At 35.5% G+C, this 24,585-nt stretch carries 24 protein-coding genes and 7 pseudogenes; 19 read left to right on the forward strand and 12 right to left on the reverse strand.

The window, feature by feature from the left end:
• Window positions 1–63: 63 nt before the first annotated feature.
• The 6 genes and pseudogenes from MHH90_RS00280 to MHH90_RS00305 all read left to right on the forward strand — a co-directional run.
• Entirely contained in the window at window positions 64–288 is a 225-nt protein-coding gene (locus MHH90_RS00280) for a hypothetical protein (RefSeq protein WP_017649316.1), read from the forward strand.
• A gap of 118 nt (window positions 289–406) precedes the next feature.
• Entirely contained in the window at window positions 407–1,231 is an 825-nt protein-coding gene (locus MHH90_RS00285; RefSeq protein ID WP_340725731.1) for a Fic family protein, read from the forward strand.
• A gap of 317 nt (window positions 1,232–1,548) precedes the next feature.
• On the forward strand, window positions 1,549–2,724 hold the full coding sequence (locus tag MHH90_RS00290; protein ID WP_340725732.1) for an IS256-like element IS1191 family transposase: 1,176 nt from the start codon (window positions 1,549–1,551) through the stop codon (window positions 2,722–2,724).
• Between the two features lie 57 nt (window positions 2,725–2,781).
• Window positions 2,782–2,907: pseudogene (locus MHH90_RS00295) on the forward strand (DNA-binding protein); the annotation flags it as partial.
• Window positions 2,900–3,199 (forward strand): annotated as a pseudogene (locus MHH90_RS00300) (DUF5960 family protein). The pseudogenes MHH90_RS00295 and MHH90_RS00300, both read left to right, overlap by 8 nt.
• 214 nt (window positions 3,200–3,413) lie before the next feature.
• Window positions 3,414–3,680, forward strand: a pseudogene (locus MHH90_RS00305) (IS5/IS1182 family transposase); the annotation flags it as partial.
• A 296-nt stretch (window positions 3,681–3,976) separates the two neighbouring features.
• On the opposite strand, the gene MHH90_RS00310 reads toward MHH90_RS00305, so the two are convergent.
• The 5 genes from MHH90_RS00310 to MHH90_RS00330 form a co-directional block, all read right to left on the reverse strand.
• The gene (locus MHH90_RS00310; protein ID WP_002948045.1) at window positions 3,977–4,180 is read right to left on the reverse strand and encodes a CsbD family protein; all 204 of its coding nucleotides are present in this window, start codon (window positions 4,178–4,180) and stop codon (window positions 3,977–3,979) included.
• A gap of 72 nt (window positions 4,181–4,252) precedes the next feature.
• Window positions 4,253–4,810: an Asp23/Gls24 family envelope stress response protein gene (locus MHH90_RS00315; protein ID WP_014727756.1), complete on the reverse strand. Its 558-nt coding sequence runs from the start codon at window positions 4,808–4,810 to the stop codon at window positions 4,253–4,255.
• 14 nt (window positions 4,811–4,824) lie between these two features.
• Complete coding sequence (locus tag MHH90_RS00320) at window positions 4,825–4,995, reverse strand: DUF2273 domain-containing protein (RefSeq protein ID WP_002952225.1); 171 nt, start codon at window positions 4,993–4,995, stop codon at window positions 4,825–4,827.
• Window positions 4,996–5,007: 12 nt separating this feature from the next.
• The gene (gene amaP / locus MHH90_RS00325) at window positions 5,008–5,574 is read right to left on the reverse strand and encodes an alkaline shock response membrane anchor protein AmaP (protein ID WP_011681745.1); all 567 of its coding nucleotides are present in this window, start codon (window positions 5,572–5,574) and stop codon (window positions 5,008–5,010) included.
• Window positions 5,575–5,636: 62 nt separating this feature from the next.
• Complete coding sequence (locus MHH90_RS00330; RefSeq protein WP_002952222.1) at window positions 5,637–5,876, reverse strand: GlsB/YeaQ/YmgE family stress response membrane protein; 240 nt, start codon at window positions 5,874–5,876, stop codon at window positions 5,637–5,639.
• Between the two features lie 589 nt (window positions 5,877–6,465).
• Between MHH90_RS00330 and MHH90_RS00335 the strand changes: the two are divergent.
• The 7 genes and pseudogenes from MHH90_RS00335 to MHH90_RS00365 form a co-directional block, all read left to right on the forward strand.
• Window positions 6,466–6,741 (forward strand): annotated as a pseudogene (locus tag MHH90_RS00335) (hypothetical protein); the annotation flags it as partial.
• A gap of 318 nt (window positions 6,742–7,059) precedes the next feature.
• On the forward strand, window positions 7,060–7,581 hold the full coding sequence (locus MHH90_RS00340; protein WP_084826197.1) for an HXXEE domain-containing protein: 522 nt from the start codon (window positions 7,060–7,062) through the stop codon (window positions 7,579–7,581).
• 71 nt (window positions 7,582–7,652) lie between these two features.
• Window positions 7,653–7,811: pseudogene (locus MHH90_RS00345) on the forward strand (replication initiation factor domain-containing protein); the annotation flags it as partial.
• A gap of 171 nt (window positions 7,812–7,982) precedes the next feature.
• Window positions 7,983–8,668, forward strand: a pseudogene (locus tag MHH90_RS00350) (DUF389 domain-containing protein); the annotation flags it as partial.
• Window positions 8,669–8,929: 261 nt separating this feature from the next.
• Window positions 8,930–9,811 carry a diacylglycerol/lipid kinase family protein gene (locus tag MHH90_RS00355; RefSeq protein ID WP_084826195.1) on the forward strand — a complete coding sequence of 294 codons (882 nt, stop codon included), beginning with the start codon at window positions 8,930–8,932 and terminating at the stop codon, window positions 9,809–9,811.
• A gap of 367 nt (window positions 9,812–10,178) precedes the next feature.
• Window positions 10,179–11,183, forward strand: a complete 1,005-nt coding sequence (locus MHH90_RS00360; protein ID WP_011681261.1) for an IS5-like element ISSth7 family transposase — start codon at window positions 10,179–10,181, stop codon at window positions 11,181–11,183.
• A gap of 160 nt (window positions 11,184–11,343) precedes the next feature.
• Window positions 11,344–11,613 (forward strand): hypothetical protein, encoded by a 270-nt coding sequence (locus MHH90_RS00365; RefSeq protein WP_167401607.1) that lies wholly within the window; start codon window positions 11,344–11,346, stop codon window positions 11,611–11,613.
• Window positions 11,614–11,799: 186 nt separating this feature from the next.
• Here MHH90_RS00365 and rpmG read toward each other — a convergent pair whose 3' ends face one another.
• A complete protein-coding gene (rpmG, locus tag MHH90_RS00370) occupies window positions 11,800–11,949 on the reverse strand; it encodes a 50S ribosomal protein L33 (protein WP_002262412.1) in 150 nt (49 codons plus the stop codon).
• A 15-nt stretch (window positions 11,950–11,964) separates the two neighbouring features.
• Window positions 11,965–12,147, reverse strand: a complete 183-nt coding sequence (gene rpmF, locus MHH90_RS00375; RefSeq protein WP_002952208.1) for a 50S ribosomal protein L32 — start codon at window positions 12,145–12,147, stop codon at window positions 11,965–11,967.
• 229 nt (window positions 12,148–12,376) lie between these two features.
• On the opposite strand from rpmF, the pseudogene MHH90_RS00380 reads away from it, so the two are divergent.
• The 6 genes and pseudogenes from MHH90_RS00380 to yaaA all read left to right on the forward strand — a co-directional run bounded on the left by MHH90_RS00380 (window position 12,377) and on the right by yaaA (window position 19,131).
• A pseudogene (locus MHH90_RS00380) lies at window positions 12,377–13,489 on the forward strand (vitamin B12 independent methionine synthase).
• 309 nt (window positions 13,490–13,798) lie between these two features.
• The gene (hisS, locus tag MHH90_RS00385) at window positions 13,799–15,079 is read left to right on the forward strand and encodes a histidine--tRNA ligase (protein WP_011681741.1); all 1,281 of its coding nucleotides are present in this window, start codon (window positions 13,799–13,801) and stop codon (window positions 15,077–15,079) included.
• Window positions 15,080–15,086: 7 nt separating this feature from the next.
• Complete coding sequence (locus MHH90_RS00390; protein ID WP_002946366.1) at window positions 15,087–15,509, forward strand: hypothetical protein; 423 nt, start codon at window positions 15,087–15,089, stop codon at window positions 15,507–15,509.
• Window positions 15,510–15,618: 109 nt separating this feature from the next.
• Window positions 15,619–17,370 carry an aspartate--tRNA ligase gene (gene aspS, locus MHH90_RS00395; RefSeq protein ID WP_011681740.1) on the forward strand — a complete coding sequence of 584 codons (1,752 nt, stop codon included), beginning with the start codon at window positions 15,619–15,621 and terminating at the stop codon, window positions 17,368–17,370.
• The gene (locus MHH90_RS00400) at window positions 17,363–18,304 is read left to right on the forward strand and encodes a YitT family protein (RefSeq protein ID WP_011681739.1); all 942 of its coding nucleotides are present in this window, start codon (window positions 17,363–17,365) and stop codon (window positions 18,302–18,304) included. Before aspS ends, MHH90_RS00400 begins: the two co-directional genes overlap by 8 nt.
• Window positions 18,305–18,390: 86 nt before the next feature.
• On the forward strand, window positions 18,391–19,131 hold the full coding sequence (yaaA, locus tag MHH90_RS00405; protein WP_024704270.1) for a peroxide stress protein YaaA: 741 nt from the start codon (window positions 18,391–18,393) through the stop codon (window positions 19,129–19,131).
• A 21-nt stretch (window positions 19,132–19,152) separates the two neighbouring features.
• On the opposite strand, the gene nrdG is transcribed toward yaaA, so the two are convergent.
• The 5 genes from nrdG to MHH90_RS00430 all read right to left on the reverse strand — a co-directional run bounded on the left by nrdG (window position 19,153) and on the right by MHH90_RS00430 (window position 24,455).
• Window positions 19,153–19,758, reverse strand: a complete 606-nt coding sequence (gene nrdG, locus MHH90_RS00410; protein WP_011681737.1) for an anaerobic ribonucleoside-triphosphate reductase activating protein — start codon at window positions 19,756–19,758, stop codon at window positions 19,153–19,155.
• A 4-nt stretch (window positions 19,759–19,762) separates the two neighbouring features.
• On the reverse strand, window positions 19,763–20,263 hold the full coding sequence (locus tag MHH90_RS00415) for a GNAT family N-acetyltransferase (RefSeq protein ID WP_011681736.1): 501 nt from the start codon (window positions 20,261–20,263) through the stop codon (window positions 19,763–19,765).
• A 1-nt stretch (window position 20,264) separates the two neighbouring features.
• The gene (locus MHH90_RS00420; RefSeq protein ID WP_002885877.1) at window positions 20,265–20,396 is read right to left on the reverse strand and encodes a hypothetical protein; all 132 of its coding nucleotides are present in this window, start codon (window positions 20,394–20,396) and stop codon (window positions 20,265–20,267) included.
• A gap of 99 nt (window positions 20,397–20,495) precedes the next feature.
• Window positions 20,496–22,700, reverse strand: a complete 2,205-nt coding sequence (nrdD, locus tag MHH90_RS00425) for an anaerobic ribonucleoside-triphosphate reductase (RefSeq protein WP_011681735.1) — start codon at window positions 22,698–22,700, stop codon at window positions 20,496–20,498.
• Between the two features lie 108 nt (window positions 22,701–22,808).
• Window positions 22,809–24,455, reverse strand: coding sequence for a membrane protein (locus MHH90_RS00430; RefSeq protein WP_011681734.1), 1,647 nt, complete (start codon window positions 24,453–24,455; stop codon window positions 22,809–22,811).
• Between the last annotated feature and the right edge of the window lie 130 nt (window positions 24,456–24,585).

Here is a 24,585-nt window from a genome sequence, read left to right on the forward strand (position 1 = left end):
TTTACATTGGTATTTATAATTATATTTATAAATATAATTATATTGAGTATAAAGGAGAGAAATATGGCATTTGATAATAACCAAGACAAAATTAGCAATCTTTTAAAATCAACTGACAACACAACTAAACATAACACTAATTCAAATTTTGAGTTTGAAAGAACTAAACAATTTATGTTTTCGTTACAACCATCTGTACGAGAAAAAATTACACAAATTGCTCATAATCATGGTTATCGATCTGCATCATCATTTCTAAATGATTATTTTAAAAACTTCGAGTTATAAATATCGTTATATTTATAATTGTATATAAAACGATATATATAGTTATAGATATATTTACACATATATTTATATTGAATGTTATAAATATGAATATACTGCCCATTAAAGGAGAATAATCATGGATTTAATTACAAGACTTAAAGTTGAACGAGATGGCAGAGTTCATGGTGGCATTTATGATATTACTCAGAAGCGTTTTGCTTATAATTCAAATAAAATCGAAGGCAGTCGTTTAACTGAAGAGCAAACGAGTTTCATTTATGAAACAAAAACAATCGCAAATATTGGTGGAACAGGTATCAAAATTGATGATCTTGTTGAAACTACTAATCATTTTAAATGTTTTGATTATATTATTAATACAGTTGATGAGCAGCTAACAGAAGACTACGTTAAAAAACTACATAGCATTTTAAAAGCTGGAACAAGCTCAGAATATAATGAATATGCCCCAGTTGGACGTTATAAGGTGTTTGAAAACGAAGTAGGGCAGATTGCTACAGCAGCCGTTGACCAAGTTGAAGAAGCAATGTATTCACTTCTTTTAGGGTATAATTTCAAAAAAGAAAAAGACTTACCTTACTTGGCATCATTTCATGCACGTTTTGAACAAATTCATCCGTTCGCTGATGGTAATGGTCGTGTTGGACGTTTGATCCTCTACAAGGAATGTCTAAAAGAAGGAATAACTCCATTCATTGTAGATGATACAAGAAAAGCAGATTATTACAATGCACTAGAACAATTTCAAGTTTATGAGAACCATCAACCTTTGATTGATTATTTTGCGATTGAACAAAAATTTTATGCAAATTACCTTAAAAACAAAGGATTTGCAGGGAAAATAAACGATAGCAAAGACAGAGATGTTATCAATAAAAAAAGTAAAAGTGCTGATGATAGCCATAAAAAGCCAAACAAAACAAAAGGTTTTTCGTTATAATTATATATAACTGTGTTTATAAAAATATTTATAATTATATATAACTATAATTATAAACACAAATATAAATATAGTTATATTTAAAAACTCTTCATTTCCATGAGGAGTTTTTTTGTGATAGTTTATCCAAAATTAGGTAAAATATCTGTATGACAGGTATGAGATTTGATGAAAAGAGTTTTGTTATTGAATTAGAAGATAAACGTAAATATGACTTTTTAAAAAGAGGGTAGTGTAAAATAAGTTGTGTAAACACAAAAAGGAATAAATCCGTTATAGTAGAGTTGCAAAACATTACTAGAAAGAGATTTATTCCTATGACTCAGTTTACCACAGAACTACTTAACTTCCTAGCCCAAAAGCAAGATATTGATGAATTTTTCCGTACTTCTCTTGAAACAGCAATGAATGATCTGCTTCAAGCAGAGTTATCAGCCTTTTTAGGGTATGAACCTTACGATAAATTAGGCTATAATTCTGGGAATAGTCGTAACGGAAGCTATGCACGGAAATTCGAAACCAAATATGGGACTGTTCAGTTGAGTATTCCTAGAGATCGTAATGGGAACTTTAGTCCAGCTTTGCTTCCCGCTTATGGACGTCGAGATGACCACTTGGAAGAGATGGTTATCAAACTCTATCAAACCGGTGTAACGACTCGAGAAATTAGTGATATCATCGAGCGAATGTATGGTCATCACTATAGTCCTGCCACAATTTCTAATATCTCAAAAGCAACTCAGGAGAATGTCGCTACTTTTCATGAGCGAAGCTTAGAAGCCAATTACTCTGTTTTATTTCTTGACGGAACCTATCTCCCCTTAAGACGTGGAACCGTTAGTAAAGAATGTATTCATATCGCACTTGGCATTACACCAGAAGGACAGAAGGCTGTTCTTGGATATGAAATCGCCCCAAATGAAAACAATGCTTCTTGGTCCACCCTGTTAGACAAGCTTCAAAACCAAGGAATCCAACAGGTTTCTCTTGTAGTGACCGATGGCTTCAAGGGGCTTGAACAGATTATCAATCAGGCTTACCCATTAGCTAAACAACAACGTTGCTTAATTCATATTAGTCGAAATCTAGCTAGTAAAGTGAAACGAGCAGATAGAGCGGTTATTCTGGAGCAATTTAAAACGATTTATCGTGCTGAAAATTTAGAAATGGCAGTGCAAATTTTAGAGAACTTTATCGCCGAATGGAAACCAAAGTATAGGAAAGTCATGGAAAGTCTGGAGAATACGGATAATCTTTTAACTTTTTATCAGTTTCCCTACCAGATTTGGCATAGCATTTATTCGACAAACCTCATTGAGTCTCTTAACAAAGAAATCAAACGTCAAACGAAAAAGAAGGTTCTTTTTCCTAACGAGGAGGCTCTGGAACGTTATTTAGTTACCCTGTTTGAAGATTATAATTTCAAGCAAAATCAACGCATCCATAAAGGGTTTGGCCAATGTGCTGACACACTTGAAAGCTTATTTGATTAACATTCTTCAACTCTACTTGAGTGTTTACACATAATTATTGACAGTATCGAAGAATAAGGTTTACGTTTAGTTTCGATTAATTCAAAATATGAGGATATCTTTATCTCCTATGATGAAGATCCACTAGTAGTAGGTGTCATTGTTGGAAATTTTATACCATTGAAAGAAGGAAGAAATGGATAGAAGAAATCTATACGCAGGTGATGTACAAATAGATTACTTTTCTGAAAGCTACTCACATTTTGATGAGGATTTCTAAAGGTACTCTAATATGAGCGTTCCACTAACATTTTTGACTGATGATATTCTTCGAACGATGGCATTATGTCACACTAACTACCTCAGATTAAATCAAGAAAATGCTAAAGATGGAAGAAATCATTATTTTGTTTTTAGAGTAAAGCAAATAAAAGAAATGAAAAACATAAGGATATTTGAGTATAGCTACCACTTGTTACCCTTAGAAGGAAAATAAAAAGTACGGACTCTTCCGTACTTTCAGAATGAAGACAAAGTCCTCAGAAGTTATACTTCTGCGGACTTTTCTTGCTTCGAAGGAGTATAATAAAAGAAAAGGTATTTGATGAGGTCCTATGTTTTACAAAGATAATCCTGAATATAATCGTCGTCAAGTAGGTTTTTATACGCTTGAAGAGCTTCTGCATGAAGACCATTTTCTAAGAAAAGTTAAAGAAACGATAGAGCGGTTATTCGGAACAGCTAAAGGATACCATAATTTGCGTTATACCAGAGAAAAAGGAAAGTCCAAAATGGAAGATAAGGTTGGGCTTACTTTAGCGTACCTAAATATCAAAAATTTGGTAAAAATGATGGTAGGAAAGACCTGTTATTTTATCCCAATACCTCAATATTATTGGATTATGGGAGAATTAAGTGTGGATATAAAAAAGACAAACATCAAAAACGATGTTTGTCTTCATTCTGAGGTACAGTAAAATCTGTGCTTTTGTTTTTTTAAAAATAATATAAAAAACACTCTAGCTTCTATAGTTTAAACAAAACTATAGAAGCTAGAGCGCTAATGCTACCAGAAGGAATATACATATGAGGTTAGAAAGAATCTCAAAGTAATCTAAAGAAAGCTGATTTTTCACCTGATTAATATTATAATGTTAAGGATTTGTCATAGTTTTTGGTGTTGTTTTAAAAGTGAGTAGTTAGGAGTACAACAACCTTAAATTTCTTGTAGAGTAATCCCATGTTTTAAGTAAAAAATCAACCGATTTTAGAATTATTTATCGTCCTTTTTAACCATATTTTTAACACCTTCAATTGCTCCTTTAACAGCATCTTTGGCATCTTCGGCAACTTCTTTAACTTTTGAAACTCCTTTTTCAGCAGCTCCTTCTTTTTCGGTTTTTTTATCATCAGTTACTTTTCCGACACCTTCTTTAATAGCACCATTTGCTTGATTAAGTTTTTCTTCTACTGACATAGTGTTACCCTCCATTGGGAAATTAGATTATTGATAATGAACGTTTTTAAACTTTTTTAGGCATAAAAGAATTTAGTGAACTCTTGGTTTTGCTTTAGCAGTCTCTTTGGTATCTTCGGCAACTCCTTTAACTTTTTCCTTTGCAGCTGAGAGGCCATCACTCAATCCCTCTTTTGCGCTTTCAAACTTATCGGAAGTAAATTTACTTGTTGATTCAACAACTCCAGTTGCTCGATCTTGCAGGCTTACTGAGTCTGCTTCATGTTGCTCTTTAGTCTTGATATCAACAACATCTACATTAACTTCAACCACTTCCAAATTAGTCATATTAGAAATTTCTGAAACAACAATTTCTTTGATTTTCTTGTATAATTCAGGAATATTCCTTTGATATTCGACAACTACTTTCAAATCCACAGCAACTTGCTTTTTACCAACTTCAACATTGACTCCGCTTGCAACGTTATCAGTATTGATAAGTTTTCCAGTTAGGTTTGAGAAAAAGCCTCCATCAATAGCCAGCAAACCTGGAACATTTTCTAAAGAAAGACCAATAATTTTTTGAATGACTTTATCTTCATAGGTCAATTCGCCTTTTACTTCTTCTACTTTTTTTTCTACATTTGACATATAAATCACCTTTACTATTTAAATAATTGTTTTTGTTGAATATAATATCCAATTCCAACTCCTAGAGTGGCACAAATCAAGACAAATAAAGTCTTAAAAAAACCATAGGATAGGATGAAGCACGCTAAGATAGCACCCGCCAATCCGGAAAGAAGTAGATATTGGTATTTTTTAAACCATTCCATTTTTTTACTTCCTTACTTTACACGACTAACAGTTTTTTTACGTGGTGGTTTTGGCTTGTATTCTTTTACAGAAATATACAGTTTTACACGATGATTCATTCCAAAAAACTGTTTCAATCCATCAGCTATCTCATCTTTAATTATTTGAGTTCGTTTAATAATGTTGTCTGATGGAAGCATTTGTCCTTCTACGTGAACTAAACATTTATTCTTACGACAGTTTACCTTAATAGTAGGATCCTTTATAAAATTGTGATTAGCAACCACACAACGTACAAATCCTTCAATAGCTGAATTTTTTAATTTTAGGTTCCCATCGACATCAGGTAACTGAATCTCTAAATATTGTTTAGGATAAAAGAGTGTAACAAGCATTAGAAACCACACTACAGCTGAAAGTACTAGAGCACCCCAGAAAATATATCTTGAAAGATAAAATTCTAAAAAGGAATTTTGATTCCAATCAACTAAATGAAGTCCTAAGCCACTGAATTTAAGATAATCTAGCAAAATAGGAATCAAAATTGTCAAGATTAAAATACATAAAATAAGGTAAAATATTTTTTTGTTTTTTGACATATTGAATCCTTTCATCAATAGAATTTGAATTTTAATCTATTCCTGTCAAGAAAGGTTCAAGTTCAATCATTTTTCCCTAGGAAAAATGATACTACTGAAACAACAATAACCGCTCCTAAGATTGATGGAATTAATGCCATTCCAGCTAGACTAGGTCCCCATGCACCGAAAAGTGATTGTCCAACAGATGAACCGACTAAACCTGCAATGATATTAGCGATTATTCCCATGGAATCTCCCTTTTTAGTGATTCCACCTGCAATAAGACCGATAAGCCCTCCTACGATAATAGCCCAAATCATAATGTCTTCCCCTTTCTAAATTGTGGCAAGTTAGATTGTTTGGAAAATCAAACAATCTAAAGAGTTATATTTTAGCTAAAATATTTTTTATATTAATCTTAACAATTATAAGATTAATATATAGTATATACCTTTGCGAATAGTATAGGTTAATAAAAATGATAAGTCAAAGAAAATGATCTCGCTTATAAAAAAATAGGATGAAATCTGTTAATCGTTTTGCAATCGATTGCATATATTTGCAAGTATATTTCTGATATGATTCTTGTTATTTTTTGAACAGTTTTGTAAATACTCTTCATTATGGTTATTATTATCAGACCATTCTGACAATTGAATAATTCATCAATAAAACCTTTGATTATGGTGGTATGACCATAAGATTTTTAGCCAATTAAAGAAGTCTAAATGATACACAGGATACTGTGTTATTTTCAGTAGGAGTTTAAAATTCAAAAAAGGAGATAATTATGGATTTTAGAGAAACATTGAATTGTCAGGATTACACTAAATTAGACAAATTTAGTAAACAGCTGAGGGCTTTGAACGACTATTTAGAGACATGGATTTGCTTGAAATGCGTTAGGAATTGGCCAAAATTAATAAGGATGAGGTCGTTGGTTTATGCTCAGAAATTAATGGATATAAAACAGGTTTTATGGATGCACTAACCCTATTGAATTCTGAACCAGATTTGCAATCTTTCAAAGAATTGCTTGAGGAGTGGTGGATTGATTATGAATTTGATCAACGTATCAATGTGCTACTTGGTCAATATCCTTATACCAATTTTGAGGAGAGAATTGATTATGGATTGAAAGAAGAATATGGAACTAGCTCTCGTAAAGAAGTTGCAAAAATAATTTCTTTTTTTGGATGATTTTGACCTTTGGTTTTAAATTTTTGAAAAAAATAGGCGAAGCCTATATTACATTTATCTTATATATTTTATTCTTTTGTTTCTTTTGCGTGGAGAAAAAGTCAGTCAAAATAAGGCTTTCCAGATTTTTATAGCTACTAAAAACTGTGTATATAGCTACTAAAACATTGAGAACGTAGCTATAAAATAATATAATAAAAGCATAGAGAAAATTCACGGCAAAATGACTTTCTCTATGCCTATTTCAAACACGCAAAGGAGCGTATTTTACAGTTTTTACTGTCTTAGCTATGGAGATTTTTTATGACAAATTATATCTGGCTTTTCCCACTGCTTTTCATCTTTCATGACTTAGAAGAGATAATTGGTCTCATTCCTTGGACAACTGCTCACCAAGAGTTATTAAAGGAAAAAGCACCACTCTTTTTAAAGCTCCACCAAAACCTATCTATTGAGGGTTTTGCTTTTGCTGTTTTGGAAGAATTTATAGTGGTATCCGTTGTGTCTTTGTTAGCAGTAACAACTTCTTTACGGTTCTTTTCACTTCTTTGGTTAGGTGGGGTTATTGCCTATACGGTACACTTGCTTTTTCACATCTTACAATCTCTTAGTTTAAAAACTTATATTCCATCACTTATCACTTCCATTATCTGTTTTCCTATTAGCGTTTGGCTTATTAGAAAGTGCACTATTCTTCTACAAGCTACCCCAATAGAGTTGGTAGTTTACAGTATATTAGGGCTATTGATTGTGGTGGTCAATCTTTTCTTCGCTCTTAGACTAGGAAAAATATTTTCCGTTTGGTTAAGTAGAAAAATCAATTAAAGTTACAAAGCAATAATAGTAACAGTCACTGTCAGTTGGCTGTTTTTTGTTTGCTGAAAGGAGGAGGAAACTTGCTGACAAATGTTGAACTAAAGCGTATCTGGCTTGAGTTAGGATTTACTCAACGCAAAATGGCAACTATGATTGGTTATAGTTACTACAACTACCGAAACATTGAAAAAGGTCAACGAAAGATGACCAAAGAGTTTGAAGAAGCACTCTTTGGGTTCTCTTTCTAACACTGTCCGATGTAACAGGATTGATTGACGATTTAGAAACGTCATCAGAGGACGAAGCTAAAAAGTTATTTCTTCAAGAAATCCTTTCATTAGAAAAGAGATCAAACGATATCGATTAACTTCTTCAAAAGTTGACCATACTAACAAAGAGGGAGTATTGTTATGGAAAAAGTTTTGAAGGATGGTAAACTTTATTCTCTAATTGAATTTAGGGATAGAATCTATGAGGATTTAGATTTATCAAAAAGTGACTTAACCACTTTATTATGTGCGATGTTGATTGCATCTATTGGTTTGAAGATGAATTCTATTCCAGCAATCATAGGGGCAATGTTAATTTCTCCATTAATGACACCTATCCTTGGAGTCGGCTTTGCGTTAGAAATTTTAGATACAAAACTTCTCAAAAAGTCTTTTAAAATTCTTTTTATTCAAGTTGCAGTAAGCCTTTTAGCCTCTACACTTTATTTTTTACTTTCACCAATTTCTTATGCAAGTACGGAAATTATTACTAGAACCTCACCAACAATTTGGGACGTTGTAATAGCATTTGTCGGTGGTTTAGCAGGAATAATTGGAGCACGAAAGAAAGAAGCTAATAACATTGTTCCTGGTGTTGCTATTGCAACAGCTCTTATGCCACCCGTTTGTACTGTAGGTTATTCTATTGCCACAGGAAATCTAGAGTATATGGTAGGGGCGTCATACTTGTTCTCCATTAACTGCAGTTTTATTATGATTGCTCATATATTGGCACTAATGTGATAATGGTGAAGAATCCATATGTTAAACATAATCGAGGAGCCTCTAAAATTCGAAAAATTTTAATTCTAGTCTCTGTTCTGGTATAGTAAATTTGTAACACTCCTACCTAATAAGTTAAAATATTCATTAGAATAGGAGACATAACATGAAACACTATCCAGACGAAACACGACAAAAAATTGTTCGACTACATCATTCAATATAAAAAACTATGATGATCTTCAACAAATAGATAAGGAAAAGGAATCCCCAATTAAAAACAAGTAATGTGAAATACTAATTCGATAATCACAAGCAAGCGCTGAAAAAGTAAAGTGACTAGTTGTCCTTAGGAGAAAATATCGATGAAAAAAGTAATAATAATTATTAATCCAACTTCTGGAGGAGAAATAGCATTAGATTATAAAGAGAGCTTGGAGAGTAAGGCAAAAGAGTACTTTGACTATGTTGAGACTAAGATTAATCAAAAAGCCAAAGATGCGACTCATTTTGCCCAAAATGCCTCTGAAGAAAAATATGATGCAGTGATTGTTTTTGGTGGAGACGGTACTGTAAACGAGGTTATTTCAGGGATTTCTGAAAAGAATCACATTCCAAAACTAGGGATTATTCCTGGTGGAACTGGAAATCTAATTACAAAGCTTTTAGAAATCAACCAAGATATTGCTCAAGCCATTAAGGAACTTGATTTCAAGTTTACGAGTACTATTGATGTTGGAAAGGTTAATCACAATTATTTTGGCTATATCTTTAGTGTTGGATCTTTACCAGAAGCTATTCATAATGTTGATATTGAAGATAAAACAAAGTATGGTATCTTTCCATATGCAATCAAAACGATGAAGTCCGTTATGACAGACAGTGTATTTAATATTCATATTGAAACCGAAAATGGCAATTATGAAGGAGGAGCTAGTCAGGTATTAGTTCTCTTATCAAATTACTATTCAAATAAAAAACTATTCGACGAAAATAGAGATGGGTATGGAAATATTTTAATTTTAAAAGATGCCTCCATCATTTCTAAATCATCTATTATTCCAGATTTGTTAAAAGGGGATATAGTAGAAAATAATAATATCGAATATATCAAAGTATGGAATATTAAGATTTCTTCAGATGTTGAGTTAGAATCAGATGTTGATGGAGATAAGTCAGATAAACTGCCAGTAGATATAAAAATACTAGGAAATCATATCGAAGTGTTCTCAGGCATGAAAGAATAGAGTGTTAATATTGATAATTAGACATTAGTTCTATTAATTAATCCAAGGAAGGGTATTTATGACAAAGGGAATACTAATTAAAGCTCCAGATCTTTTTACAGTTGACGAACAGTTAGAAATTCAAGAACGATTAAAAAGTAATGATATTGAAGTTGCTTTCCTTAGGGATGATTAGATTCAAGCTTCGTTCTATTCTTTTATTGAGATATTGGTTAATAATGACTTTTTAAATGAACTTGAAATAGCTCTATGTGTAGATATTTTGAAAGATATTATTATTAGGGCACCTCTAAAAACTCCTCAAAAAACCTATAAAATGAGATAATAGAAATACAAGTATAAAACTCGATAAACGAGGTTAAACACGATGCATTTATTTACTGATGATGAAAAAATCTTGTCAAAACTCACTGAAAAAGGTAATCCATTGGAACGTCTAGACGCTGTCATGGATTGGCAACTCTTTCTCCCCTTGTTATCAGAATTGTTTTCTCGCAAGAATAAAGTTATTGGTCGTGGAGGTCGTCCTCACCTTGATTACCTCATGATGTTCAAAGTCCTTTTACTTCAACGATTACATAACTTGTCTGACGATGCTATGGAATATCAATTGCTTGATCGCTTATCCTTTCGTCGTTTCGTTGGTTGCCACGAAGATAATGTCCCAGATTCAAAAACTATCTGGCTTTATCGAGATCGCTTGACTCAATCAGGTCGCGAAAAGGAATTATTCGACTTGTTCTATACTCAACTCTCGGACGAAGGTTTGATTGCCCACACAGGTCAAATAGTTGATGCTTCATTTGTGGAATGTCCTAAGCAACGCAATTCCCGTGAGGAAAACGAGAAAATCAAAGCGCATGAAACTGTAGAAGGTTGGAACAAAGCCAAACGATGCCAAAAAGATATCGATGGGAGCTGGACTCAAAAAGGGGGTGTTCGTTACTTTGGCTATAAAAATCACGTCTGTGTTGATAGAAAATCAAAGCTAATCAAAGATTATGGCGTCACAACAGCTAGTATACATGACTCCAATGTTCTAGCTTCTCTTTGTGATGCCAACGAACCTGTATTTGATGATAGTGCCTATGTGGGGAAAAGTGTTCCTGACAACTGCCAACACCATACCGTCCGTCGTGCTTTCCGAAATAAACCATTGACCGATACTGACAAGAACATTAACCGTCATATTGCCAAAGTCCGTTGTCGAGTTGAGCATGTTTTTGGTTTTATTGAAAATAGCATGAAGGGAAGTACCTTTAGAGGGATTGGAATGGATAGGGCAAAGACAAATGTGACCTTAACCAACCTCCTCTATAACATCTTTCGATTTGAACAGATTAAACGACTAGGGTTGAAATCATGGGCTTAGTGCGCCCAAAAATTGGGAAATAGCCTTGAGTAAGACTCACAAACAAAAATTTACAAGAAATAAACTGTAGATTAAAGATAAATTTGACGCTCTAGATGCTCTACTGGTGTTTTTAGAGGTTCCCTATTAAGATTATTTCTAAAATAAAAAAAAGAACGTAGTGATACTTGATGCTAAACAAAATGAAAAACCTGCTAAACTGACCATTAAATCTAATACCGATAAAGGAACAATATATCTAGAAGTGCCATGCGATATTCCTGACTATGGACTACAGGAGTCCATAGAAAAAATTATCGAAGCAAAATGTATTTTCGATAACAATAGCAATGAAGGTCTAAATGATTTGTATATCGTTGAAGATAAAACTGGAAATTTGTCAATTATGACATTAACCGAGTATAGTAATTACAGGAAAAGTATTAGATAAGATGTATTGCTATCATTTAAACAAGGTTAAGTTGACTTGGCTTATTATGAACAGAAATCAATTAAGAAAAAGGTAGAGAAAAAGGTAGAGATTGAATTGAAATACAGTTCAATATATAGAGTTTGACAAAAAGAAAAAAACGCTTGAAATCAGCGTTTTTCTTTTCTATTGATTCGTATTGAATCTTTATTTCACCTCAGTAAAGATTACATGTTTACGCAATTTTGGTGAGTATTTTTTTAATTGAAGACGGTCTGGAGTGTTACGTTTGTTTTTTGAAGTAAGGTACAAGCGTTCACCAGATTCTTTGTGTTCAAGTGTAATATTTACGCGCATGGTATCTCCCTTCTATTATTCAGCTGATGCAGCTTTAGCGATTTTACGTCCTTTGTAGTATCCTTTAAGTGATACACGGTGTGAACGTGAGTAATCTCCAGTTGTTTCGTCAAATTGTACTGATGGAGCAGTCAATTTGTAGTGTGTACGACGTTTGTTTTTCTTCGCTTTTGAAGTGTGACGTGCAGGTACTGCCATTTCTTTATTTCCTCCGAATTAATAGTTATGTTCTTGATTTTAAATCAACTATAACAGAATAACATATCTTTATTGTAAAGTAAAGTTACTTGACAAAAACTTTTTATCAATATATATAGTTAAAAGTTATATATAATGATAGTAAATACATATTTCACAGCTATAACGGAAAGTGCTAGAATAGGCTTATTGTAACATTAAGTGAAAGAATAAAAAGGAGTAAATAACTATGAGTAAAGTACATTATCATTTTGATCATGTTGGTTCTTACCTTCGTCCACAAGCTCTAAAAGAAGCACATGAAAAATTTGCCAATGGTGAGATTTCGCAAGAAGAATTACTGAAAGTACAAGATGAATTGGTTAAGGAATTGGTTCACCATGAGGTAGAAAATGGTCTTCAAGTCGTTTCTGATGGTGAATTTGGTCGTTCTTGGTGGCACCTTGATTTCCTATAGAACCTAACTGATTTTGAAGCTTACCAACAAGAAGATTCATATAAATTCCATGGTGCTAAGACACTTACAACCAACGTCCGTATCAACGGTAAAATTGCCGAAAATCCCAACCATCCTTTCTATCGCGACTTTGAATATCTTAAATCAGTGACTCCTGAAGGAATCACTCCAAAAGTAACTATTCCAAGTCCATCACTCATCATTAAACGTGACCACCGTAGTGATCTTTATGCAGATTACTATGATTCATGGACTGATTTCCTTGATGCTTTGGCTAAAGCTTACCATGATACCATCCAACATTTCTACGATTTGGGTGCACGTTATGTGCAATTGGATGATACAACTTGGGGGTATTTGATTCAACAGTTTGAGAATGAAAAAAATAATCCTGAGAAAACAGCTGAGTTGGCAAAAATCGCTGAGGATGATGTATACACTATTAATAAAGCTTTGGAAGGTCTTCCAGAAGATTTGACTTTGGCTACTCATATTTGTCGTGTGAACTTTAAATAAACTTATCTTTTTGAAGGTGGCTATGATTCAGTAGCTAAATATCTTGGTCAATTGAACTATGATATCTTCTTCTTGGAATATGATGATGCGCGTTCGGGTAGCTTCGCACCACTTCCAATGATTTGGAATAACCGTGATCATGTTGAATTGGTACTTGGTGTGATTACTTCTAAGGATCCAGTTTTGGAAGATGTAGATGCTGTCATTGCTCGTATCCATGAAGCGGCTGAACTTGTACCACTTAAGAATCTTGGAATCTCAACTCAATGTGGTTTTGCCTCAATTGAAGAAGGTAATATCTTGATTGAGCAAGACGAGTGGAATAAATTGCAATTGATTAAAACTATTACTGATAAGGTTTGGTCATAATAGGAAGAGTGTATAGGATGGGGTAAGCCTGTCCTATTTTTAATAGCAAGAAAAAGTTTCGTGGAAGATAAAGAGACAAAACAAAGAATTCTACAGTTTTTTGGGAAAAGGAGAGCTCCTAATAATTTCACTACTTGTTTGTTGATGAGTAAGCTTGACCATTATATATACCCAGAGGTCTATTTCTTTCTTACGTTGAAAAAACCTGCACCATTTCCCAAAAGCTATGTAAATTATGATAGAATAGAGTGATTATATCTGTAATAACGGAAAAGGAGGGCAGGTCTATTTGAGACCTGTATCATCATTATGAAACTTCAAAAACCTAAGGGAACGCAGGATATTTTACCTGGGGATAGTGCCAAATGGCAGTACGTGGAGAATGTTGCACGTGAAACATTTAAAAAATACAATTATGGTGAAATTCGTACGCCTATGTTTGAACATTACGAGGTCATTTCACGTTCAGTAGGTGATACAACTGATATCGTTACTAAGGAAATGTATGATTTTCATGATAAGGGAGACCGTCATATTACACTCCGCCCAGAAGGAACAGCACCGGTTGTACGCTCTTATGTAGAAAACAAACTCTTTGCGCCAGAGGTCCAAAAACCTGTTAAAGTTTATTATATTGGATCAATGTTCCGTTATGAACGTCCTCAAGCAGGACGCTTGCGCGAGTTCCACCAACTAGGTGTAGAGTGCTTTGGCTCAAAAAATCCAGCAACAGATGTTGAAACAATTGCCATGGCCTACCAACTCTTTAATACGCTTGGCATTAAGGATGTTACTCTTCATTTGAATAGTCTTGGAAATACTGACAGTCGTCTGGCTTATCGTCAGGCCTTGATTGACTATTTGACACCAATGCGCGAGAGTTTGTCAAAAGATAGCCAACGCCGTTTGGAAGAAAATCCTTTGCGAGTACTTGATTCAAAAGAAAAAGAAGATAAGGTTGCAGTTGAAAATGCTCCATCTATCCTTGATTATTTAGATGAAGAAAGTCAAACTCACTTTGATGAAGTGCGTGCCATGCTCGATAGTCTTAACATTCCATATGTGATTGATACCAATATGGTACGTGGTCTGGATTACTATAACCACACGATTTTTGAATTTATTACCACTATTGACAAGTCTGAGTTAACAATCTGTGCGGGCGGTCGTTATGATAGTTTGGTTGAATATTTCGGTGGTCCAGAAACAGCTGGATTTGGTTTTGGACTTGGTTTAGAACGCTTGCTTTTGGTTCTTGATAAGCAAGGCATTAAACTTCCGGTAGAAGAAAGTCTTGATGTCTACATTGCAGTACTTGGTTCGGGCGCTAATGGCAAAGCTCTTGAGTTAGTTCAATCCATCCGCTACCAAGGATTTAAAGCTGAACGTGATTACCTTGGACGTAAGATTAAGGCACAGTTTAAGTCAGCAGATACCTTCAAAGCCAAGACTGTTATCACATTAGGTGAGAGTGAAGTGGAGTCAGGTGTGGTTAAGGTCAAAAATAATGCTACTCGTGAGGAAGTTACTGTAAGTTTTGAAGAGCTAACTACAAACTTCGCAACAGTCCTCAAACAGTTAGAAAAGTAGGGGGTATATGGTTAGTATAGTTGATATGCTCAAACGGAGTGAAAAATTCAGTTTGGCTTTTGATCGTAGTATGCCCATTCGTTTCCAACAACAGTTTTGGCAGTTGATTGCATTTCTCGATAAACATGAGATTACGTGGTTTAATGATGAACCTGCGAGTGATCATGCTATGTGTCAACAATTGCTTGGTCAAGTTTGGCGCCAAGATTGTCAAGATGTAGTTTTGAATTTTGAAACCCAGGAACGCTATTTGGGCTGGCAAGTAGATGAGGAAACTGATGAACTTAGTGTTATCATTGAAGATGTTTATGGTTTCCGTTGGAATAGTTTGCTTGATTTAGAAACAGCTGACTACCGTTTTGAAGATTTTGAAGAATTTGCTGAAGATTATGTGGATACTAGTGAATTGTTTAAACAATTTGGTAAATAGTTTTATAAAAAAGAAAGTCTATTAAAATTCGATCCTGAAATGGGTGGGGTTTTGATGGGCTTTTTGCTATAATAGTTAAGACTAAAAAATTAACGAAAGAAGTGTATTTATGGAACGTTCTATGTATGCCGGTCGTGTTCGTAGTGAACATATCGGAACTACTATTACTTTGAAAGGTTGGGTATCTCGTCGTCGTAACCTCGGAGGTTTAATTTTTATCGATCTTCGTGACCGTGAAGGTTTGATGCAGTTGGTTGTTAACCCTGAAAATACTGATGCAGCTGTTGTTGAAACAGCTGAGAGCTTGCGTAGCGAATTTGTTATTGAAGTAACAGGAACAGTTGAAGCGCGTGAACAAGCTAATGATAACTTGCCTACAGGTGCTGTCGAGCTTAAAGTTGAAGATCTTAAAGTCCTTAATACTGCCAAAACAACACCGTTTGAAATCAAAGATGGTGTTGAGGCTAGTGATGATACACGTATGCGTTACCGTTACTTGGATCTTCGTCGTCCAGAGATGTTGGAAAACTTTAAGCTTCGTGCCAAGGTAACTCATACCATTCGTAATTATCTTGATGACTTGGAATTTATCGATGTTGAAACACCAATGTTGACAAAATCTACACCAGAAGGTGCACGTGATTACTTGGTTCCAAGCCGTGTTAGCCAAGGCCACTTTTACGCTCTTCCACAAAGTCCTCAGATTACTAAACAATTATTGATGAATGCTGGTTTTGACCGTTATTATCAAATTGTAAAGTGTTTCCGTGACGAAGATTTGCGTGGTGATCGTCAACCTGAGTTTACACAAGTTGACTTGGAGACTTCTTTCCTTAATGAGCAAGAAATCCAAGATATTACAGAAGGATTGATTGCTAAGGTTATGAAAGAAACTAAAGGGGTTGAGGTGACACTACCATTCCCACGCATGTCTTATGATGATGCTATGAATAACTATGGATCTGACAAGCCAGATACACGCTTTGACATGCTTTTACAAGACTTGACAGAACTTGTCAAGGATGTAGACTTCAAAGTATTTGCTGAGGCACCAGCTGTTAAGGCGATTGTTGTTAAAGGAAATGCAGATAAGTATTCACGTAAAAGCATTGACAAGTTGACAGACTTTGCCAAACAATTTGGTGCTAAAGGTCTTGCTTGGGTTAAGATGACTGATGGAGTTCTAGCAGGTCCAGTTGCTAAATTCTTGACAAGTATTGAAGAAAAGTTGACAGATGCTTTACAGATTGAAGAAAATGATTTGGTTCTTTTTGTAGCAGACACACTTGAAATCGCTAATAACACACTTGGTGCTTTGCGTAATCAAATTGCTAAAGAACTTGACATGATTGACAACACTAAATTTAACTTTCTTTGGGTTGTCGATTGGCCAATGTTTGAGTGGTCTGAAGAAGAGGGCCGTTATATGTCCGCCCACCACCCATTCACTTTACCAACAGAAGATTCTGCAGCAGAACTCGAAGGAGATCTTTCTAAGGTACGTGCTGTAGCCTATGATATTGTCTTGAATGGTTATGAGCTTGGTGGTGGTAGTCTACGTATCAATCAGAAAGACTTACAAGAACGTATGTTGAAAGCCCTTGGTTTCTCTGAAGAATCTGCCTATGAGCAATTTGGTTTCCTTCTCGAAGCTATGGACTATGGATTCCCACCACATGGTGGCTTGGCTCTCGGGCTTGACCGTTTTGTTATGCTTCTTGCAGGTAAAGATAATATTCGTGAAGTGATTGCCTTCCCTAAAAATAATAAGGCATCCGATCCTATGACTCAGGCTCCAAGTCTTGTGGCTGATAAACAGTTGGAAGAACTTGCCCTTCATGTAGAATTAGAAAATGAATAAAGCACCTCTTCATAAATATGTTAAGTATATAGAGAAAAAATCTGCAAAGAAAATGGGCGTTTTACAAGCGGCACGTAGTATCTCTCGTGAAAAATATACTGAAAAATTTTCAGCGTCAGTACTCTATGGGCTCTTGTCATCAATTGCTGTGAATTTCTTCTTTCAACCTGGGCATGTCTACTCCAGTGGATCTACAGGGTTGGCGCAGATATTATCAGCATTGAGTCTCAGGACTCTAGGCTTTGAGATTCCAGTATCATTGACTTTCTATGCGATTAATATTCCACTCTTGATTTTAGCTTGGTATAAGATTGGCCACAAATTTACCATCTTCACCTTCATTACGGTAACAATGAGTTCCCTTTTTATTCAGGTGATGCCTCATGTGACCTTAACGGAGGACCCATTGATAAATGCTATTTTTGGTGGTCTGGTCATGGGAGCAGGGATTGGTTTCGGTTTAAAATCACGTATTTCTAGCGGAGGAACAGATATCGTCAGTCTCACTATTCGTAAGAAAACGGGTCGTGATGTTGGGAATATCTCCTTGATTGTCAACGGGATTATCATGATTTTTGCAGGTATTCTTTTTGGCTGGAAATACGCTCTCTATTCTATGGTTACAATTTTTATTTCTAGTCGAGTAACGGATGCAATTTTCACTAAACAGAAGAAAATGCAAGCCATGATTGTCACAAGTAATCCTGATCCAGTTATAAGGATGATCCATAAGAAACTTCACCGTGGTGTAACGATGATTAACGATGCGGAAGGAACTTATAATCACGAAAAGAAAGCAGTATTGCTAGCTATTATTACCCGTGAAGAGTATACGGACTTCAAGTATTATATGAGAAAAGCAGACCCTAAAGCTTTTGTTTCAATCGCAGAAAATGTACATATTCTAGGTCGTTTTGTTGATTTAGATGATTAATAAAGAAGGGAGTTGACGACTGTTTGCTTCCTTTTTTACTAGAGAGAATTCTTGACGAAATGCCAGCATGGCTTTACAATAACAATATGATTAAATTTTTAATTCCAACTGCAAAAGAAATGAAGCCCAGTAAGGAAGTCCCCTCCCAAAAACTATCTGAAAAGAGTGAAGCTATTCTAACAGAAATGGCTAAGTTATCCACAGACGATTTGTCCATAGCTTATAAAATAAAGCCTGAGCAGGCTGAGAAAGAAAAGCAGCGTTGGGATGCAATTTTAGCAGGTGAAGCGAAGAATTACCCAGCTGTCGAGCTTTTTAACGGACTGATGTATCGTTACATTAAACGCAAGGACTTATCCACATGTGAAAAAGATTTCCTCAGTCACCAAGTATTTATCACATCTTCTTTTTATGGGATTATTCCCGCTTTCTATCCGATTCAAGAACATCGTCATGACTTTCATACAAAGGTTAAGGTTAATGGTCAGTCCTTAAAAAATTATTGGCGTGCTGAATATGACCAATTCCTAGAAGATAGTCAAGTTCCAGTTGTTTCCTTGCTTTCAAGTGAATTTGAAGATGTCTTTAGTCCAAGTCTTCGTAAGCAGTTATTCACAGTTAGTTTTATGGAAGACCGTAATGGTATTCTTAAGACACATTCAACGATTTCTAAAAAGGCTAGAGGAGCTTTTTTGACAGCTGTAATGGAGGAAAGTTGTCAAACCATAGATGCCTTACGAGACTTATCCTTTGATGACTTTTACTATCGTAAGGATTTATCTTCTGATAGTGAATTGTTTTTTGTAAGAAAAGTTAAAAAAGCCTGAGTTACAAACTCAGACTTTTTCTTATATCATGTCTTTACGATCGACTTGCTCATAGTTTTTTTGACCGTCATTCAACTTGTCCCAGATAACAACCTTTCCTTGATCAAGAGATTTTTTGACATCAATAATACGTTGATTAGATGATCCTCGAAACTGGAGCATAAGGTTCTTTTTAGTAATATCAAAACGTCCATCTACGAGAATGTCAACGAGATGAAGAAGTTCTATCTTATCAGGAGTTTCAAGCATTAGCTCTTCCCAAGTATAACCAGTCCAAGACCAAATGTCTTTTTCGGGTAGTTCCTTACGGATACGCTTGACTAAGGGAGTTAGAATACCAGTATTTAGAAAAGGTTCTCCACCCAGTAGTGTGAGACCTTGCACATAGGGTTGTGCTAAATCTTGTATGATTTGTTCCTCTAGTTCTTTGGTATAGGGAATCCCTGCCTTGAAGGACCAGGTAGCAGCGTTATAGCATCCCTCACAGTGAAACATGCAACCAGAGACATAAAGTGAGTTACGGACCCCTTCACCATCAACAAAATTAAAGGCCTTATAGTCAATAATGCGTCCTTGGCTAAGCTCTTCGGACTTCCATTCTTGTGGTTTTGGTGTATTCCATGTCATGATTTTACTCCAAATCTATCCAATAGCGCTCAGTTTCGTTACAAATGTCCTCTAGTTGACCACCGTTGGCTAATATAACAGCTCGGCTGGCTGGATTTTCTGTGCTACAAGTGACCAGAGCACGCTGAATATTCTTCTCCTTGGCTACTTGCAGGCCTTGACGGAGAGATTCTTTTGCATACCCCTTGCCACGTTCAGATGGACGGATGGAGTAGCCAATATGACCACCTTTTTCTAGTAAGCGCCCATTTAAACGAAGACGAAGATGTAGAAAACCAAGAGCATGACCTGATTCGTTGAAACTGACCAGCTGTATAGCAGGAACCCAGTTTTCAGGGATATTAAGTCCTGCTTCTGACTGAAGATTTTCTTCTAGCCATTCTTCATAAATAAAATTGTCCGTGTTCCAAAATCCACCATCATGGACAGATTTCTCCCTTTCAAATTCACCCATCATGTCTAAGATAGCTTCTTTATCTGCTTGACTTGGTCGGCGTAAAATCATCTTATTTCTTCTTTCCAGCTTTTTTTAAAAGGGCTTGGACACGTGCTTTTTTGTCATTTTTGACGGTTGCATTTTTTTCGTGGTAACGTTCCACCTGTTGCATACCTTTATAATCTAATTGATATTTACCCATTGTATCCCTTTCTAAAAACTAAATAAGCAAAGCAGTTGGAGGGAATTGGAGGGTATTATCCAGCTGCTTCTAGTTTATTATAATGCATTATAGGTCTTATTAGAGATGTTTGCCACCATATTTGATAGTTGAACCATTCATATGTTTGACTCGGGCTGAGATTTCTTTGTGGCGTCCTTTAACCATAGGGCGGGCCTGTGGATTCCCTAAATAACCGCAAGTACGTTTGACGACATCAACTGTTTTAGGATCTGTGTTACCACAATTAGGGCACATGAACCCACGTTCTGTTGGAGTGAAATCCCCTTCAAAGTCACACTTGTAGCATTTATCAATTGGAGTATTAGTGCCAAGATAGCCGACACGGTCATAGGCAAAATCCCAAACAGCTTCAAGTGCCTTAGGATTTTGTTGTAGGACTGGATATTCACAATAATGGATGAATCCACCAGTTGCACCAGCCTCTGGGTAATCTTTCTCAAATTCCAACTTTTCAAATGGTGTTGGATTTTTACGGACATCGTAGTGGAAGGAGTTGGTGTAATATTCTTTATCTGTGATATCAGTTACGACACCGAATTTTTCAGTATCCAATCGACAGAAGCGATCTGTTAAACTTTCTGATGGTGTTGAATAAACAGAGAAATGATAGTCATATTCGTCAGACCAACTTTCACAAGCATTTTTCATCGCTTTAACGATATTTAAAGTAAATGTCTTGGCTTCTAGATTAGTTTCCCAATCGCTACCATAAAAAACAGATGCTACTTCATAAAGTCCAATGTAACCAAGTGATACGGTTGCACGACGATGTTTGAAGAGTTGGTCGACGCTGTCGCATTTACGCAGACGCTGACCAAAAGCGCCATACTGATAAAGAATAGGTGCATTGGCAGGTGTAGCTTCTTTTACCCGCTCAACTCGGTAAACGAGAGCATCTTTGGCAATTCCCATTCTTTCTTCAAAAATTTCCCAAAATTTATCTTGGTCTCCTTTAGACTCTAGCGCAATTCTAGGGAGATTAAGGGTGACTACGCCAAGATTCATTCGTCCAGAATTAACTTCAACGCCATTTTCATCTTTCCAACCCTGAAGGAAGGAACGACATCCCATAGGGGCTTTGAAGGAGCCTGTCAATTCAATGATTTTGTCATATGATAGGACATCTGGATACATACGCTTAGTTGCACATTCAAGTGCTAGCTGTTTAATGTCGTAGTTAGGTGAGTTAGGTTCCAAGTTAAGTCCGCGTTTTAGGGTGAAGATGAGTTTTGGGAAAATGGCTGTGCGGTGCTCTGATCCAAGGCCTAAAATACGAACTTGGAGGATAGCTTTTTGGATTTCACGTTCAAACCAGTTTGTTCCCAAACCAAAACCGAGAGAGGTAAATGGTGTTTGACCATTTGAGGTGAAAAGCGTATTTATCTCATATTCAAGAGATTGCATAGCATCATAGATATCTTTACGCGTTTTAGCACGAGCATAGTCTTCCTGTTTTTCCTCAGTCACCCATTCTTTAGCATCTGCTAAATGTTTCTTGTAGTTGAGTTCTGCATAAGGCGCCAAGAATTCATCGATGCGATCTGCTGTACAGCCACCATACTGACTAGAGGCAACATTTGCGATGATTTGTGAAATTTGTGCTGTTGCAGTTTGAATGGATTTGGGACTTTCTACTTCAGCGTTACCGATTTTAAAACCATTTGCCAACATGCCTTTGAAGTCAATCAAACAACAGTTTGTCATAGGCGTGTAAGGGCTATAGTCTAAATCGTGGAAATGGATATCTCCCTTTTGATGAGCATTTGCTACATGTGGAGGAAGCATCTTAAGTCCAACGGATTTTCCAACAATACCTGCGGTTAAATCACGTTGTGTATTGTATAAATCACTATCCTTATTGGCATTCTCATGAACAACAGCCTGATCTTTATTAACAAGTTTGTTAATGGTGAAATTGATATCAGTAGCCTGAGAACGCTCAAAATCACGTTTGGTACGGTAGTTAATGTATTCTTGAGCGATAGCGTATTCGTTAGCTTCGAGTAACTCATGCTCTACGATACTTTGAATTTCGTATATTTTGATATTGTGAGAGAAGCGATCATTGATTTCGGCCACAACACGGTTGGCAATTCCCTCCAATTTAGTCTCAATTAATGGTGTGATAGGTGTAATAGTTTCGCTTGCTTTGAGAATAGCTTCATATATTTTACTTGAATCAAAAGTAACCATACGCCCATCGCGTTTGATAACTTTGATATCGGGGTTGACTGTAACTTTTTCTTTTTCTAATATAATCATCTAAAAATCACCTCGCTGCTAATTATAGCACTAATTATAGCACTAGGCAAAAAAAATCAATATATTGTGGTGTATTTTTATCTCAACCACTATATATTGATTTTCGACCTATTTTAGGACATAGATAGTATATCGTTCAACGCCTTTTACAGGTGCTTTTTTATAGTTTTTTGAAAGTGTCGATTTAAACTCAGAAGGCAATTGCGTATCTTGTTGGACAACAAGATATTGTGCAGAATCTTGAACAAGAGTGTCTAAAAGAGCCTTTTGATGACTTGATTTAGCTGTGTTAAGATCAGGAAGAACAAATGGTGAAGCTGATTTACGATTACTTTTCAAATAAATTTTTGCCGATGAATCATAAACGTAAATAGTTTCATCTTTCTTGGTATTTTTAGCGAGGTAATTTGCGACACTGCTACGTTCAGCATTATTTCCTAAATCAAATAGGAACATGATGATTGGTATAGCAAAGGCAAATGCAAAAACGACTATAGGTAAGAAATAATTACGGCTAAGGAAGATACCAAAAACTTTTAGCGTGCGGATTTGGTTATCATTACGACGTTGGTGAGAGGTTCGCTCCGCTCTCTTTTTAATAGCATCATCCAGAGAAAGTGCAGTCAAGACTAAACCATATGGGACGATGGTAAGAATGCTGTAAAGTCCAAAACTTTGAGAGAATAGACTGTAAACTAGTGTAAAGATAAAGCTAAGGATTAATACCCATTTAATGATTTTATCTTTAGCATCACCAAGGAGATGGTTACCTATAGTAACTACACCAATAAGGAGTCCAGAACCTATAACAGCAAAACTTTGGTAAGCCAATGTCAGTAGGAAGTTATTTTTTTCTACAGCGAGTTGTGTAAAGTTGTAAACTAGAACTTGATTAATATAGTCCGAAGTGATTTGCAAGTTTAGGATGAAATAAAGGCATAGGTACAGTACTAAAATATTACCAAAAATAATACAAAGGACTTGATAAAAACCACGAGCAAAGTGCTTGTTGACAAGATTGTAAACGAATATTGTCACAAGTGACAATACCCAGAAAATAAGAGTTCGAGCTTCAAAGAGTGCTCCAGTAGCACCAGCAAAACCGTAAAGAATAAAGGCTTCATCACGACTGTGACCAGCAAAGTACCGGGTTAAGAAGAAAATAGCACCGAGGACAAAAGGCATGGCAAATTGGATAGGATAGAGTCCACCAAAACCAAGTGTTCCATTAATTAAAAAGAAAATAATACTAATTAGAGTTGCAATTTCCTTCTTATTTGTCATATGCATGACAACCTTGTAAAGGTAGCTGCCAGAAAGATAGTAGGTTAGAAACTGTATTGGAATTAACCAAAGAGTAGACCCCAGACGAAAAGCCAGAGAAATTAGGAAATAATAGAAGAACCCACCTGTCGCAAAAAAGTCAGAATAGGGTAAACTACCGTTGGCAAACATTTTTGCAATGTAAAGGTTTTGGGATTGTATATTATTGGAAAAGTCTGTAAAGCAAGGGACTGATATACTACATGCACTCAAAATCAGACTGAGGATAAGGATATGTGTTTTATGCTTACAAGGAAGTGAAATCTTAGTTTTTTTCTCTATCTGATAAGAAGTTGATTCTTTTGTACGCCCTTGAATTGTTACTTCACCCTTTTCAGATTGCTTATCATGTGTATGAGATTGATGGGGGCTTCGATGATAACCTTGATAGCTACCTGATCCTGGGATATTGTCTTTGTTATATGGACTCAAATTAAACTCCTTTGCTGTCATTTTGAAAGTTACAAATAAGGGAAAAATCCAAAATTTCTTATTTAAAGTATATCAGATAATACCATTTAGTCAATTTCTCTCTTATTTCTTACATTTAAGAAAAAACCGT

Source organism: Streptococcus sp. FSL E2-3488, assembly GCF_038003585.1.
Taxonomy (GTDB): domain Bacteria; phylum Bacillota; class Bacilli; order Lactobacillales; family Streptococcaceae; genus Streptococcus; species Streptococcus thermophilus.